General features: G+C 55.1%; 13 protein-coding genes. 9 read left to right on the top strand and 4 right to left on the bottom strand.

Translation table 11 applies throughout. The features are described 5' to 3' along the window. Positions 1 to 65 precede the first annotated feature (65 nt). Complete coding sequence (locus tag VNX88_12605; GenBank protein HWY69502.1) at positions 66 to 905, bottom strand: acyltransferase; 840 nt, start codon at positions 903 to 905, stop codon at positions 66 to 68. A gap of 283 nt (positions 906 to 1,188) precedes the next feature. After that, on the bottom strand, positions 1,189 to 2,241 hold the full coding sequence (trpD, locus tag VNX88_12600) for an anthranilate phosphoribosyltransferase (protein ID HWY69501.1): 1,053 nt from the start codon (positions 2,239 to 2,241) through the stop codon (positions 1,189 to 1,191). Between the two features lie 149 nt (positions 2,242 to 2,390). Here trpD and ruvC point away from each other — a divergent pair, with 149 nt between their 5' ends. From ruvC to VNX88_12585, 3 genes are read left to right on the top strand one after another with little or no spacing between them, the layout of a single operon-like run. After that, positions 2,391 to 2,897 carry a crossover junction endodeoxyribonuclease RuvC gene (gene ruvC, locus VNX88_12595; GenBank protein ID HWY69500.1) on the top strand — a complete coding sequence of 169 codons (507 nt, stop codon included), beginning with the start codon at positions 2,391 to 2,393 and terminating at the stop codon, positions 2,895 to 2,897. Further along, positions 2,894 to 3,634 carry a hypothetical protein gene (locus VNX88_12590; GenBank protein ID HWY69499.1) on the top strand — a complete coding sequence of 247 codons (741 nt, stop codon included), beginning with the start codon at positions 2,894 to 2,896 and terminating at the stop codon, positions 3,632 to 3,634. The genes ruvC and VNX88_12590 overlap by 4 nt, the downstream gene beginning before the upstream one ends. Positions 3,635 to 3,694: 60 nt before the next feature. After that, positions 3,695 to 5,362, top strand: coding sequence for a FecR family protein (locus VNX88_12585; GenBank protein ID HWY69498.1), 1,668 nt, complete (start codon positions 3,695 to 3,697; stop codon positions 5,360 to 5,362). 12 nt (positions 5,363 to 5,374) lie between these two features. On the opposite strand, the gene rsmA is transcribed toward VNX88_12585, so the two are convergent. Beyond that, complete coding sequence (gene rsmA, locus VNX88_12580) at positions 5,375 to 6,235, bottom strand: 16S rRNA (adenine(1518)-N(6)/adenine(1519)-N(6))-dimethyltransferase RsmA (GenBank protein ID HWY69497.1); 861 nt, start codon at positions 6,233 to 6,235, stop codon at positions 5,375 to 5,377. A gap of 128 nt (positions 6,236 to 6,363) precedes the next feature. Here rsmA and glgA point away from each other — a divergent pair, with 128 nt between their 5' ends. Further along, positions 6,364 to 7,815: a glycogen synthase GlgA gene (gene glgA / locus VNX88_12575; GenBank protein HWY69496.1), complete on the top strand. Its 1,452-nt coding sequence runs from the start codon at positions 6,364 to 6,366 to the stop codon at positions 7,813 to 7,815. A 21-nt stretch (positions 7,816 to 7,836) separates the two neighbouring features. Here the strand turns inward: glgA and VNX88_12570 are convergent, their stop codons facing one another. Then, positions 7,837 to 8,709, bottom strand: a complete 873-nt coding sequence (locus tag VNX88_12570) for an alpha/beta hydrolase-fold protein (protein ID HWY69495.1) — start codon at positions 8,707 to 8,709, stop codon at positions 7,837 to 7,839. A gap of 105 nt (positions 8,710 to 8,814) precedes the next feature. On the opposite strand from VNX88_12570, the gene VNX88_12565 reads away from it, so the two are divergent. The 5 genes from VNX88_12565 to VNX88_12545 all read left to right on the top strand — a co-directional run bounded on the left by VNX88_12565 (position 8,815) and on the right by VNX88_12545 (position 14,550). After that, positions 8,815 to 9,660 carry an alpha/beta hydrolase-fold protein gene (locus VNX88_12565; GenBank protein HWY69494.1) on the top strand — a complete coding sequence of 282 codons (846 nt, stop codon included), beginning with the start codon at positions 8,815 to 8,817 and terminating at the stop codon, positions 9,658 to 9,660. Between the two features lie 182 nt (positions 9,661 to 9,842). Further along, positions 9,843 to 10,868: a hypothetical protein gene (locus VNX88_12560; GenBank protein ID HWY69493.1), complete on the top strand. Its 1,026-nt coding sequence runs from the start codon at positions 9,843 to 9,845 to the stop codon at positions 10,866 to 10,868. Positions 10,869 to 10,879: 11 nt separating this feature from the next. After that, positions 10,880 to 12,013 carry a carboxylate-amine ligase gene (locus VNX88_12555; GenBank protein HWY69492.1) on the top strand — a complete coding sequence of 378 codons (1,134 nt, stop codon included), beginning with the start codon at positions 10,880 to 10,882 and terminating at the stop codon, positions 12,011 to 12,013. Further along, complete coding sequence (locus VNX88_12550; GenBank protein HWY69491.1) at positions 12,013 to 13,071, top strand: aminopeptidase; 1,059 nt, start codon at positions 12,013 to 12,015, stop codon at positions 13,069 to 13,071. Before VNX88_12555 ends, VNX88_12550 begins: the two co-directional genes overlap by 1 nt. A gap of 282 nt (positions 13,072 to 13,353) precedes the next feature. Then, positions 13,354 to 14,550, top strand: a complete 1,197-nt coding sequence (locus VNX88_12545; GenBank protein ID HWY69490.1) for a hypothetical protein — start codon at positions 13,354 to 13,356, stop codon at positions 14,548 to 14,550. Positions 14,551 to 14,581: the final 31 nt, after the last annotated feature.

Raw genomic sequence — 14,581 nt, 5'->3', positions numbered from 1 at the left:
TAGGGAACAGCAGACTAAATCAAAACGACAATCTCGTAAGGCGTGTGGCGAAGCAATTGAGAGGATCAGGGTTTTCCTGTCCCCTGTCCCCTGTTCCCTGTCCCCTCGGCAATGGTCTTCACCTTCACGGTCTTCGCCGGGATTCCCGCGACCACGTTGAACGGTGGAACATCCTTGGTCGCTACCCCCATTGAGCCTACGATTCCGTGCTCCCCGACTGTGACTCCGCTGAGCACAGTGGCGTGGTACGTAACCCGAGCACGCGGACCGATCACAGTTTTGTGATTGGTCACGATCATCGAGTCGTTCAAATCGTGCGAGTGTGAGTAGACGTTCGCATAGTCCGAGATCGAGCTGCCTTCACGAACAATGAGATCGCCGCGATCATCGAGCAGTACGTACTTGTGAATGACGCAATCGTCTTCGATGGTCAGGTTGTAGCCGAACGAAACCTCAATTCCGTGAAAGAACTTCACGTTATTGCCGAGTGACTTGAGCACGTGCTTGGCCACCATGTAGCGCACGCGATAACCCAGCCAGTGATTGAGTCCGAGCGGCGAGCGATCGAACATCATCCAAAACCAGATGAGCGGCTTGCGAGGTTCATAACGAACCGCGTCGATGTCGCCGTAGTACTCAGGCTCGAGGGTAATATTTCGCGGATCAAATGAGTGCGTCAATGCTCGTGCCGAGAGCTGGGATGTTACCGAGGCATTGTCGTACTCTTCGTTTTCACCTTCGGGTACATACGGACGACCAAGATAGAGCTGATGCAGCGCGTCGCGCACGATCACGCTGCGGTGGATTGGATCGGGATTGGAAAATTCTTTGTCGAGGTGATCGATCCACGCAAGAAAGCTCTTCTCGGCGTCAGGATGAAGGGTGCGGTATTCGTAGCGCGGCATGGTAGAGCGTGAAGGTCAATCCGATTTTATAGGAGGGAAGGTTGGAAGCCACCGACTTAGCTCTAGGCGCCAAGCGACGCGAAACGCACGGGATTGTCATCCTGAGTCCGCCGAGGCGGACGAAGGATCTCCCGCAATGCTCTGCCTCTTTGCACCGTCCTGGCTCTCTCACGAGAATCCTTGGCCAAAGAGCCGGGATGCGGTTTGAGATATTCCGGGAGATCCTTCGTCCGCCTCGGCGGACTCAGGATGACAGAGTCTGAGGAGTTAGGACCACAAGGTCTTAGGTCCGCCTTCCCGAGGTAAACTCCACCAACTTTGCCAGTTTTTCGCGCGCTGCCCCCGAGTCGAGCGACTCAGCGGCGATGGGCATTGCTTCAGAAATGGAATCTGCGCGGCCTGCCACGACCAACGCTGCGGCTGCATTCAGCAACACGACGTCGCGTCGTGCAGAACGCTCTCCATCGACAATTCGTCGGATGATTTCGGCATTTGCCTTCGTGTCACCGCCCTGAATTTCGGAGATCGGAGCGCTGCGCAAGCCGAACTCTTCAGGGGAGATGTCATAGGCGCGAATCGTCCCATTTCTCACCTCAGCCACGTACGTCGAGCCTGTGATCGTAATCTCATCTAAGCCGTCATGGCCGTGAACGACTAGAGCACGCTGGAGGCCAAGCATTTGTAAGGCTTGTGCGAGTTTCTCCACAAGCGACCGCGAGTAGACCCCGACAACCTGTGCTGAAGCGTGGGCTGGATTGCAGAGTGGCCCCAGGAGATTGAAGACGGTCCGCAGGCGCAGTTCACGCCGTGCAGGCTGAACGTATTTCATCGCCGAATGCATTGATGGAGCAAACAGAAATGCGATGCCAACCGCTTCCAGGCACTCGGCGACGCGAGCAGGCGGCAATGTGATGTTGATTCCGAGGGCCTCAACGACATCTGCCGACCCACACTTCGAAGTGACACTGCGATTGCCGTGCTTGGCTACACGCACGCCAGCTCCGGCTACGGTCAGCGCAGTCGCCGTAGAGATGTTGAACGTTCCGCTGGCATCGCCGCCGGTGCCGCAGGTGTCGACCAAGGCATCACGCTCTGTCCCGCTGACATCGAGAGCGAAATGCTGCAGCTTCAGGGGAGCCGCCGCCTTGCGAATTGCCTCCGCAAAGCCAACGATCTCCTCGACCGTTTCCCCTTTCATGTGAAGAGCAACCAGGAGCGCCGCGATCTGTGCGTCTGTAGCTCCCCCGCTGAGGATCTCAGACATAACTTCGCGGGCCGCCTCGCGCGAGAGCGACTCGCGGTGATTCGCCACCTGGTGTAAGGCTTCGATGATCATGCTCTTAAATACAAGCTAAATCAGCGCCGAAACTTCTATCAACCACGGAGACACGGAGGCACGGAGAAAGCAGAAGGATTTCGGTTCGGTTTGCTCCGTGCCTCCGTGTCTCCGTGGTGAATTAGTCGGCTTGAGTTAAACTCGAAACAATGCGGGTTTTAGGCATCGATTGCGGCACCGAATACACGGGTTATGGTGTGGTGGAGCAGCATGCGGATGGACGCCTTGTCTTCATTGTCGCTGGTGCAATCCATCTCCCTAAGCGCGAAACGATGCCAAAGCGCCTGTGCACTGTATTTACGGAACTCTCGCACCTCATCTTTACGAACTCTCCCCAGATGGTCGCAATCGAGGAAGTCTTTTACTCGGTGAACGCTAAATCGGCTCTCAAGCTCGGTCAGGTGCGCGGAGTTGCTATGCTCGCTGCTTCCTCGGCAGGTCTTGAAGTGGCCGAGTACTCACCTTTGTCGATAAAGTCTGCAGTCGTGGGTTACGGCAAGGCAGAAAAGATCCAGGTGCAGCATATGGTGGCGCATCTGCTGAACCTTCCCGAACCGCCTCGACCTGCAGACGCGGCAGACGCCCTGGCGATTGCTATTTGCCACCTGCACACGCATGCGACACTCAAGCGCTACGAGGTGGCAAGTCGCCGATGAGAGCACTTCGGCGGTTTGCAAGCTATTTCATAATCAGTCTCATTGCTAGTCAACTCCATGCACAACAACAGGATGCATCTGTAGTATTCAAGTTTTCATGGAAATATGGGCGGCCCTCCGATTACATCGTTACCGTGCATCAGAACGGCCAACTGGACTACGTTTCGGACGACCATTCCCTGACTTCACCACAGGAGCGCAATCAGCCGGTCGAGAGCAACGCCGAGCAATCGGTGCAAGCCAATGACGCTGCTTCACAGGAGAGGTTCACGAAGCAATTTCAAACCACTGAGCCTTTGCGTCAAAAGATCTTTGCTTTAGCTGAGCAGCTCAGGTTCTTCGACGGCCAGTTCGAGTTCACAGCGCACCCGGTTGCCCAGACTGGAAGCAAGACCCTGGGCTATCAGGACGCGACCCGCCATACAGCGACTACCTACAACTACTCTGAGGATCCCTCCATTCAAGCGCTTACGGAGATCTTTCAGGGAATTTCACTGACCATCGAAAGTGGCCGCAAGCTGGAATTTGACCGCCGGTTCGACAAGCTGTCGCTCGACCAGGATCTCAAAGCGCTCGACGATTTGTCGAAGGATGGGCATTTGTACGAGGTGCAGGCGATCGCGCCGGTTCTCCAACGCCTTGTGAGTGATCGCACGGTTCTTCATATAGCTCAGCAAACCGCTCAGCGGATTCTTACGCGGGCGGGCCTGGCAGTTCCTCCCAATCCAACCCAATAAATTCGCAGCGTCTGGCTTGAGAAAGTGATCTAATGTACTGAAGAAGTTATGGAGCCCGTTATGTCCGGTTCGGCATTAGGCTCGTCCCCCCGCCTTACGGTTCGCATTACTGTTCTACTGGTTTTTCTCCTCCTGATCCTGGCAGCGCCTGCGTTGGCGGACTCGCACGCCCGAATTGTCCGTTTGAGCTACGTCGATGGTGATGTAGAACTCGACAAGGGCGATGGCCGCAGCTTCAACACGGCATACATAAACATGCCGATCTCGCACGGATGGAGATTGTGGGCGCGCGACGGCCAAGCCGAGGCAGAATTCGAGGATGGCAGCTCGATCCGGCTGACTCCGGACACGCTCGTTCTCTTTTCCGATCTGAGTTTGGATTCGAACGGTGGTCGCAATACGACGATCGAACTAGAACAAGGAACTGCTTACTTTGACATTCGACACCGCGATCAAGACAGCTTCCACCTGATCGCCGGACGCGATCGGATTGAATTGTCGAAGGCTGTTCACTTCCGTGTCTCCACCGATAAACACCAGGTGGAATTAGCAGTGCTCAGTGGCGAGGTACAGGTTTCCAACGGATCGGCCTCCGAAGTTGCCGTGCGCAAGGGAGAAACGATTCGTCTCGACGATGACGATCCCACCCGCTACTACCTGGCGAAGAGCGTTGACGAGGAGAACTACGACCAGTGGGACAACCAGCGCGTCAAGAACCATGACGAAGTCGTTTCGACTGCCGCTGTTAATGGCACGAATAACTTAGTCTATGGGCTCTCCGACCTGAACAGTTACGGCGACTACTTCTTTGTTCCCGGATACGGCAACATGTGGCGTCCAGCATATGCGCCACTCGGTTGGGATCCATTTGCCGACGGATATTGGCTTTCCTATCCCGGATCGGGATATCTGTTCGTCTCGAGTTATCCTTGGGGCTGGGCGCCTTACCGCTACGGATCATGGCGTTTCGTCAATGGGCGCGGATGGTGCTGGGCTCCAGGGAATCACTGGAACTCCTGGCATACGGTCCCGCCGGTCCATAATCGGCCTCCGAATTTCCGTCGTCCCGAAGTTCCTGTTCATGGTCCTTCGGTGATTGCTGTTAATGGCGGCGCGCCCACCGTTGTACCGCCACGACGAATCGTGCTCGATAACGACGCTCTTGAGCACCGTTGGCCTCGCTCAGTGAAAGAAGCTGATACGAATAGGCAGATACTGCGCCAAGGCCAATCGCAAACAACTGTTCCAGCGTCTGGCTTCGCGCCCGGCAACTCCTCAGCCCCTCAAACCATCGTGGGCAGATTTCCTGGAAATACAGTCATCGGTGGCTCTGGGCGTGGGAATCAGCCAACGGCAGGGCAGCAGCGGTGGGACGCTCCCCGCAATGAGCGGATGGAGCGAGATCAGCGCAACTTTGACCTTAATCGCTCCAGGCAGGCGGGTTCGCAAACAGCTCCTGCCGTGCCTTCGGGAGCGATGAGAGGTTCTTTCCCAAGCACGCCACAGAATACGCACGCATCGCCTGCGCCGATGAGTCCCAGAATGGAATCGCATCCTTCATCGCAGGCCCAAGCCATGCGCATGGAATCGCGGCCGATGAGTGCGCCGTCCATGGGGTCAATGCATACCGCATCGCCGTCGTTCTCTGGCGGATCCATGTCGCACGGATCAGGTGGAGGCGGAGGCGCTGGTGGTGGTGGGCACTCTGGTGGCGGAGGTCACCACTGAGAGAATCTGAATCTAATGGCTCCCTCTGCTGTCCTTTATTACACGATAGATCGCCGCTAATTCTTGTAAACCGAGCATCTCAGCACGAGCATCGGCACGTACACCCGCTCCCTGCATCGCCTCGCGGATTTGCTTATCTTCATACCGGCCGCGCAGGTTGTTGAAGAGAGTCTTCCGTTTCTGAGCGAACGCTAATTTGCAAAACTCAAGAAATTCGTCAGTGTGGATTTGCAAATCAGAGGCCTTCGGTGAAATGCGGAAGCGCAGCACGCTGGAGAACACCTGCGGCGGAGGCGAGAAGGCACCCGGCGGCAACGTAAAGAGCCGCTCGACGTCGGCAAACAGATTCGCCGTGACAGTCAGCAATCCGTAATCGCGAGTCCCTGGTTCGGCCGCAAGGCGATCTGCTACTTCCTTTTGCACCATCACGACAATTATTTCGATCGATTCGTGTTGCTCGAAAAGATGCAGGAGAATGTCTGAGGTGATGTAGTAGGGAATATTTCCAACTACTTTGGCGCGCTTGTTCTGTGAGGTCTCATGCGATTGCAGCAGCTCAGTCAGCGGAACATTCAGGAAATCGGCTTCCACGATCTCCACGTTCTCGGAGTTCACGAAGGCTACGCGCAACTGCGGGGCCAGCATCGAATCGAATTCAATTGCGACCAGATGCCCGACGCGCTCCGCAAGAAGCTGCGTAAGTGCGCCACGGCCGGGTCCGATCTCTACGACGGTCGACTGATCAATATCGCCGAGAGCATCCACGATGCGGCGTGCAGCGCTTGCATCTACAAGGAAGTTTTGTCCGAGTTTCGCTCTGCGCTTTGCGGATGCTTTGTGGCGCGCAGCGTTGACCTGCTTTTGTGAGGACATTAGACTCGACGTTTTGCCTTTGCCTCTCGGTTCTTCTCTGTTGAGAGCACGAATTTCAGGATCTCCGGCCGGTGCGGGAATTCTCGTGCAGGCGGATAAGTAGCGAATCCAAGCTGAAGGAGCTCTGGATGCGAATTACCTTCGCCGCATCGGAGGGCGTGCCGTACTCGAAGACCGGCGGTCTCGCCGATGTTGTCGGCGCTCTCCCCAAAGCTCTCTCCGCCTTGGGCCATGAAGTTACAGTGTTTCTGCCGAGGTATCGGCGAACCCATCTCAAAGAAGCGCACTTGGCCATCGCGAACCTTACGGTTCCAATGCAGGACTATCTCCTGTTTTGCCAGATCATAGACGGTGGGAAGCACGATGGAGTGCAATTCTACTTCGTGGACCATCCCGAATTTAGCTACCGCGACGGACTGTATGGTGACAGCCACGGCGATTATGCGGACAACGCTGAGCGCTTCGCGATGTTTTGTCGCGCGGTGATCGAATCGTCCAAGCGTTTCGGGCCGCCCGATGTTTTCCACGTTCACGACTGGCAGACGTCGCTGATTCCGGTGTTGCTGCGCAGCCTATATGCATATGACGCTACGTTTGCGCTGACCGCAACCGTGCTGACGATCCACAACATCGGCTATCAGGGCCTCTTTCCCAACAGTGTTATGCCGAAGCTCCTGCTGCCATGGTCACTTTTCACCATGGACCGTCTCGAGTTCTACGACAAAGTGAACTTTCTGAAAGGCGGGATCGTGTATTCGGATTACGTAACCACGGTGAGCCGAACATACGCGAAGGAGATACAGACTTACGAATTCGCATTCGGTCTTGCCGATACCGTGCGGAAGAGAGCCGATCGTCTGGTCGGAATCGTCAACGGCGCTGACTACAGCGAGTGGAATCCTGCTGCAGATCGCTACCTTCCTGCAAGATTCTCGACATCCGATCTTGGCGGTAAAGCGAAGTGCAAGGAGGCTCTGCTGGAGCAGTACGGAATCTCAAAACAGATGCGTTCGCCAATAGTCGCAGTTATCTCACGCTTTGCTGCGCAGAAGGGATTTGATTTGATGGAAGCTGCCCTTCCGCGATTGCTCAAAGAGGACATTGTCCTGGTGGTTCTCGGTACCGGCAACTCACACTATGAGGAGATGTTCCGGGCGCTGCATCAGAGTTATCCAGATCGTCTGTCGGTAAAGATTGCATATGACAATCCGCTGGCTCACCTGGTGGAGGCGGGCAGCGACATTTTTCTGATGCCCTCTCATTACGAACCGTGTGGCCTCACGCAAATTTACAGCATGCGATACGGTACCGTTCCCGTTGTAAGGGCCACCGGCGGCCTGGAGGACACGGTCGAGCAATGGAATCCCAAGGAGCGCAGTGGAACAGGATTTAAATTCGCGAACTACCATCCCGCACAGCTAATCGCTGCAATGTTACAGGCGCTTGCGACTTTCAAGAACAAGGACGATTGGAAAGAGTTGATGCTCAACGGCATGCGTCAAAACTTTTCCTGGGAGCAGCCAGCTCGTGAGTACGTTGACGTTTACGAAAAGGCGCGCCGGCTTCGAGTCCCAAAATGATCCTCTTGTGAGTCATCCGACTCACGTGTTTGGAAATAGAAAGCGCAGGACCGGTTCCACGCGCTCTGCCCATGCAGCTTCTTCATGCTTCGCGCCGGGGATGACTTCGTAATGCAGATCCTCGCCTTCGCGCCAGCCTTTGGCAATAAGGGCGTGGTCGAGAAGATTGGCATCGCGTACTCCGGTCTTACTCTCCTCCGTCCCCATGGAGAGCCAAATCTTCAATCGTGGTTTCGGCTGGGTCTTCTGAATGATCTTGAGAATGGCTTTGTTGTCCCACCAGACTGACGGAGAGAGCACGCCCAGCTTGCCAAAAATTTCAGGATGGGTGAAACCGAGATAGAGCGTGGCCAGTCCGCCGAGAGACGAACCGCCAAGGCCGGTGTTATGGGCGTCGGGAAGCGTGCGATATCGTTGGTCGATGAACGGTCTAAGCTCTTCGACCAGCATGCGCCCATAGAGTTCGGCATGTCCGCCGCCAAGCTTACGATCGCGTGTGGGAGTGTACTCTTCGATACGATGCTCGCCAGTGTTGAAGATCCCTACGATGATCAGGGGCTCGATGTCACCGGAGCGGATTAGCGCATCGGCAGTCTCGTCGACCTTCCAGTCCATGCCGCGGACGTATGCTGTTTCAGGATCAAAAAGGTTCTGTCCATCGTGCAGATACAGCACCGGGTAACGGCGGTTGCTCTCTTCGTAGTCGGGAGGGAGATAAACGACCAAATCGCGCCGGTAAGCCACGAACTTTGAGATGAAGTTGTGGTGCCGCTGAACGCTATCGGTGTTGTGAACACCGCCGTTTTGTTCCTTGGGTATTTCAACCTGCGGCGCGGAATCCTCAATATCCTGCGCGCCGCCATGCTCTGCGATATCAAAATTCTCAGTGGGCATCCGTTGTTTGTTAGAGTACATGGCTCAGTTAATGTTGCAAGGAAAAAGCATCTTGGAATTGGGTGATCGGGTGATCGGGTGAAGTAAGAATCGAGTGATCTTGATTTGCGATTTCACGATTTTCAAATCACTGAAATCACGAATCCACAAAATCAGAAAGTTGTTTCACTTTGCCCGATCATCCGATGGCCCGATCACCCGATTGGGATTGCCATACAGGACTTCCGCACTCTCAAAATGAATCGCGAATATCACAAATGGTGGTCACCGCGTCTTGGACGCGATATGGAGTTGCTGGTCTTCGGGCATGCTGGATTGCCTACGATCGTTTTTCCAACGTCACGCGGACGCTTCTTCGAGTTTGAAGATCGAGGCATGGTGGGCGCCACCTGGCACAAGATCGAAGGTGGAGGATTGCAGCTCTATTGCGTTGACAGCGTGGACGAGGAGAGCTGGTACAACAAAAATGTCCCGCCGCGGTGGCGGATCGCTCGCCACATGCAGTACGAAGACTACGTGCTGCACGAGGTCGTGCCGCTGATCAAACAGAAGAATTCACGCTGGGATATCGCGACTACGGGTTGCTCTTTCGGCGGCTATCATGCAATGAACATGGCCCTCCGCCGGCCCGATGTCGTAAGCGGATGCCTGAGTATGGGCGGAGCCTTCGAGATCACGCAATTCCTCGACGGCTACTACGATGACGACTGTTACTTCAACAACCCTCCTCATTATCTGAGAAACATGGGTGATCCTTGGCATCTGGATCGCTACCGGCAGAACAAGTACGTGCTCGCGACCGGCGAACACGATATGTGCTGGAACGACAACGAACGGCTCGCCGAAATCATGCGTGACAAGCGCATTCCTCACCGGCTGGATGTGTGGCGTGACCACACGGGGCACGATTGGCCATGGTGGCAACGGATGGCTCAGGTGTATTTCACATAAGGGCAGCAATTAGCGATGAGCGATAAGCAATCAACTAAAGTCGCAAATCCCGCGAACGGCGGCCCCTTTCCAGACGCTGCATCGCAGCCAAGGCTGATCAGATCTCCGCGCTAACCTCGCTAGGAGGCCAAGCGTGCTGCACTTGTCCAACGAAGTAGAATAGAAGGCCCTTGGAGCTTCAAATGGCCGCTAAGAAAATTGGCATCATCTTTGGCATGGAGAACACCTTTCCGGGAGCTTTTGTCGAGAAGGTGAATTCCATGGGTAATCGCGACGTACAAGCTGAGTTCGTCAAGATCGGCGGTATACGCATGGCGGAGCCGAGCGGATATCGCGTGATCGTTGACCGCATCTCGCATGACATCCCGTTTTATCGTGCGTATCTGAAGAATGCGGCTCTCAACGGGACGATCGTCATCAATAATTCGTTCTGGTGGAGCGCCGACGACAAGTTTTTTAACTATGCGCTGGCTGAGAAGCTGGGCGTTGCCGTTCCGGCAACGGTGGTCCTTCCGCACAAGGAGCACCCACCGGGAACCACCGATCAATCGATGCGCAACTTGATCTATCCAATGAACTGGGATGAGGTCTTCCAGTACGTTCAGTTTCCGGCTTTTCTTAAGCCGTTTGACGGTGGCGGATGGCGCGACGTTTATCACGTTCACACTCCTGAAGACTTTTTCCGAGCCTACGATCAAACGCGCGATCTCTGCATGACGCTGCAGCGTGCGGTGAAGTTCCAGGAGTACTTCCGTTGCTATGTTGTCGGACAAGAGAAGGTCCACATCATGCAGTACGATCCGAGACGGCCGCATCACGAGCGCTATGTAAAGGACGGTCCGAAGATCGATCCTAAGCTGTTGGAACGAGTCGAGCGCGATGCGCTCACCCTTTGCCGGGCGCTCGGCTACGATCTGAACACAGTCGAGTTTGCGTGCGAAGACGGAATCCCGTATGCGATCGACTTCATGAATCCGGCTCCAGATGCCGACGTGAATTCAGTTGGACAAGAAAACTTCGAATGGATCGTAAACGCTGTCGCCGAACTTGCGGTGAAGAAGGCATTGAGCGACGAGAATCCGGCTCGGGATCTTCGTTGGTCGGCGTTTCTTTCTGGTGCATCGTCCGAAACGCCTAAGACAGCGAGTGCCAAACTTGCCGGAAAGTCACGAACCAAGCCGCCAGCGCAGACAGGAATGAGCGCCTAGCGAGCACTGTTATGAAGCCCTCATTCACCATCGGTATTGAAGAGGAATATCAGACGATCGATCCCGAAACCCGCGATCTGCGTTCCCACATCCACAGCGAGATCATCGCCAAGGGCAAGCGGATCATGGAGGAGCAGATCAAGGCGGAGATGCACCAGTCGGTTGTCGAAGTAGGCACTGGTGTGTGCAAGAACATCAAGGAAGCGAAGAAGGACATCCGCAAGCTGCGCCACGACATGATCAACCTCGCCAAGGACAATGGCTTGCTGCTCGCCGCGGGTGCAACGCATCCGTTTGCAGACTGGCGTGCGCAGGAGATTTACCCTGACGAACGCTATCGCAAGGTTGTCGAAGATTTACAGCTAGTGGCACGCACCAACCTGATCTTCGGATTACACGTTCACGTCGGAATTGAGGATCGCGAGACGATAATCCATCTGATGAACCAGGCGCGGTACTTCCTGCCGCACCTGCTCGCGCTTTCCGCAAACTCGCCGTTCTGGCTCGGGATGAAAACGGGACTCAAATCGTATCGCTGCAAGGTATTCGACAAATTCCCGAGAACCAATATCCCCAATTCGTACTCCAGTTGGTCGGAATACGAAAACTTCGTGAATCTGCTCATCAAGACCAACTGTATCGATAATGCGAAGAAGATCTGGTGGGACATCCGTCCGCATCCATTTTTCAGCACACTTGAGTTCCGTGTGTGCGATATTCCAATGCGGCTCGAAGAAACCATCGCGCTGGCTGCGCTCATTCAGGCCACCATCGCGAAGCTCTACCGTCTCCACTCACGCAACCAGGGATTCCGCATTTATGGCCGAGCGCTGCTCATGGAAAACAAGTGGCGCGCGGCACGCTATGGTCTTGATGGAAAACTCATCGATTTTGGCATTGAGGCCGAGGTGAATGAGCGCGATCTTCTCTATGAATATTTGGAATTTGTCGACGATGTGCTCGACGAGCTAGATAGCCGTGAAGAGATCAACTATATTCATCGTATCCTTGACATGGGGAATGGCGCTGATCGTCAACTCAAGGTGTTTGAAGAGACCGGAGATCTGAAGAGAGTGGTCGATTACATGGTGGAAGAGACAAAAGTGGGCGTGTTTGACACCGAAACCGCTTCGGTGACTCACTGATGGGAGTAGTCAGTACGCGCGATATCGCAATCCGCACGCCAGAGCGCCTTAACATTCCATTCGATCCGGAATTGACTCCTGGAGCCCGCAACGCAGTTCAAATTTGTCTGCGCATTCAACCGAGCGAAAAGGTCACAATCATTACCGATCTTGTGAGCCGGGAGATCGCGGCGAGCATTGCAAGGGAAGTCGAGAATGTTGGTGCGCCGTTTCATGCGTTTATGCTCGAAGACCTCGCTCCACGACCGCTAACCGGACTTCCTCCCGAGGTCGCTGAAGACCTCGAAACCAGCCAGGTAAGCATCTTCGCCGTTCAAGTTCAGACCAACGAGCTGCGCTCGCGAATGCAGATGACGGAGATCGTAAATCGTCGTCGCATACGCCATGCGCACATGGTGAACATCAATCGGCAGATCATGCTGGAAGGCATGCGCGCGGACTTCCTGAAAGTCGATCGCATCAGCAGCAGGGTGTTGGATCAGGTCACCGTGGCTAAACAAATCAAAGCGAAGACAGCGGCGGGAAGCGATTTCGTCGCCGATCTCGAGCCGAACTACAAATGGCTGAAGACCAGCGGACTGATCAGTCCGGATAAGTGGGGAAACCTGCCTGGCGGCGAAATCTTCACTACGCCGGGCGAAGTAAATGGCACCTATGTCATCGACGGCGTGGTCGGGGATTATCTCTGCGCCAAGTTCGGCGACCTGAAGGAAGCACCGCTGACGATCCGCGTGAAGGGGAACCGACTGACCGAAGCTTACAGTGAGAACAAGGAACTTGAGCAGGATTTCTGGGCTTACACCCATACCGACGACAACAGCGATCGCGTGGGCGAGTTCGCGATCGGCACGAACATTGAGCTCAAGGACGTGATCGGCCACATACTACAGGACGAGAAGTTCCCGGGGATTCACATTGCGTTCGGCAATCCGTACGGCGAGCACACCGGAGCTAAATGGTATTCGTCAACTCACATTGATGTCGTTGGGCGGAGGTTTGATATTTGGGTCGATGACAGACAGATCATGCGCGAGGGCAAGTTCCTGATCGAGGCGTAGGACCGGTTCACCACGGAGCCACGGAGTACACGGAGGAATGCGAATTAGTTCGTGAACGTCGTGTTCCCGATGATGAACTGTCTTATAGGATTGTCATCCTGAGGCCCGCTTTTGGCCGAAGGATCTCCCGGAATGTTTCAGACTTGATTGCACCGTCCCGGCACTTTGGCCAGAATTCCAATGGAAGAGCCTCGAAGATGCAATTAAGACTGATGCATCGCGGGAGATCCTCCGGCGAAAAGCGGGCCTTAGGATGACAGGTGTATAGCGTATTGGCACCCAATGATTCCCCAGCTCCGTCGCGCGTTCAACCAAAACTTCACATCTGAGAAATACCGCAACTTTCTCGCAGCGCTCGACCGCCGCTGCGGCGCGCCAGTGAAATTCCGCGTTGCCGAGACTCCTTGCTTTTTCCCCAAGTCGCTACTCGAGCAGATGGCCCAAGACGGCCAAGTGCTCCTGAATCAGCTTCTCGAGAGCCGTGAGTATCGCAAGCAGTCGGACGTGACGATTCCGCGCGAGTACAACGTTCCGAATGAGTCGAAGCGGCCGATGTTTCTGCAGGTTGACTTCGGTCTCACACGCAACAAGCAGAACGAGGTTGAGCCTAAGTTGGTGGAGCTGCAGGCGTTCCCCTCGCTCTATGCGTATCAGCCTGCGCTCACTCAGGAGTATTGCAAAAGCTATGGGCTCGACCCGACCCTGCACACATTCCTCTCAGGACTGGATTTCGAGAGCTATCGTGGACTCTTGTGCCGAGCGATCCTCGGGGAGCACACTCCCGAAAGCGTGATCCTGCTGGAGATCGATCCGCTGGAGCAGAAGACGCTGCCGGATTTCCTGCTGACGAAAGACCTGTGCGGCGTCGAGACCGTGAATGTGCTCGACCTACAGAAGCAGGGAAGAGCGTTGTATTACGAAATGAATGGCAGGCGAGTCCGAGTAGAACGAATCTATAATCGCATGATCGTCGACGAGGTCATGCGCAAGGGCATCAGGCTTCCATTTGATCTCCGCGACGAGCTCGACGTCGAGTGGGCTGGGCATCCGAACTGGTATTTTCGGATCAGCAAGTTTTCCATTCCTTTTCTGAAACACGAGTGCGTGCCGCGCACCTGGTTCCTCGACGAACTGAAAGCATTGCCAGCCGATAGAGAGAACTATCTGCTTAAGCCGCTGTATTCGTTCGCGGGCATCGGCGTCAAGTTTGCTCCGAGCGATGAAGACATTGCTGCCATCCCAACGCAACAACGCCACGAGTACATCATTCAGGAGCGAATCGCGTTTGAGTCGGTGATCGACACGCCTCATGGAATGACGCAGGCAGAGATCCGCATTATGTACATCTGGCTCGAGGCCAACCCACAGCCCACGCCGGTACTCACGCTGGTGCGAATGGGGCGCGGCAAGATGATGGGCGTCGACCACAACCGAAATCTCGAGTGGGTCGGCGGCTCAGCCGGATTATGGATCGACTGATCCTGTTATTCTCTTCTGTTTGTCCACCTTC

The organism is Terriglobales bacterium (genome assembly GCA_035567895.1).
Classification (GTDB): domain Bacteria; phylum Acidobacteriota; class Terriglobia; order Terriglobales; family Acidobacteriaceae; genus Gp1-AA112.
Note: the sequence above shows the minus strand (reverse complement) of the source record. Positions and strands in the feature narration are given on the sequence as shown.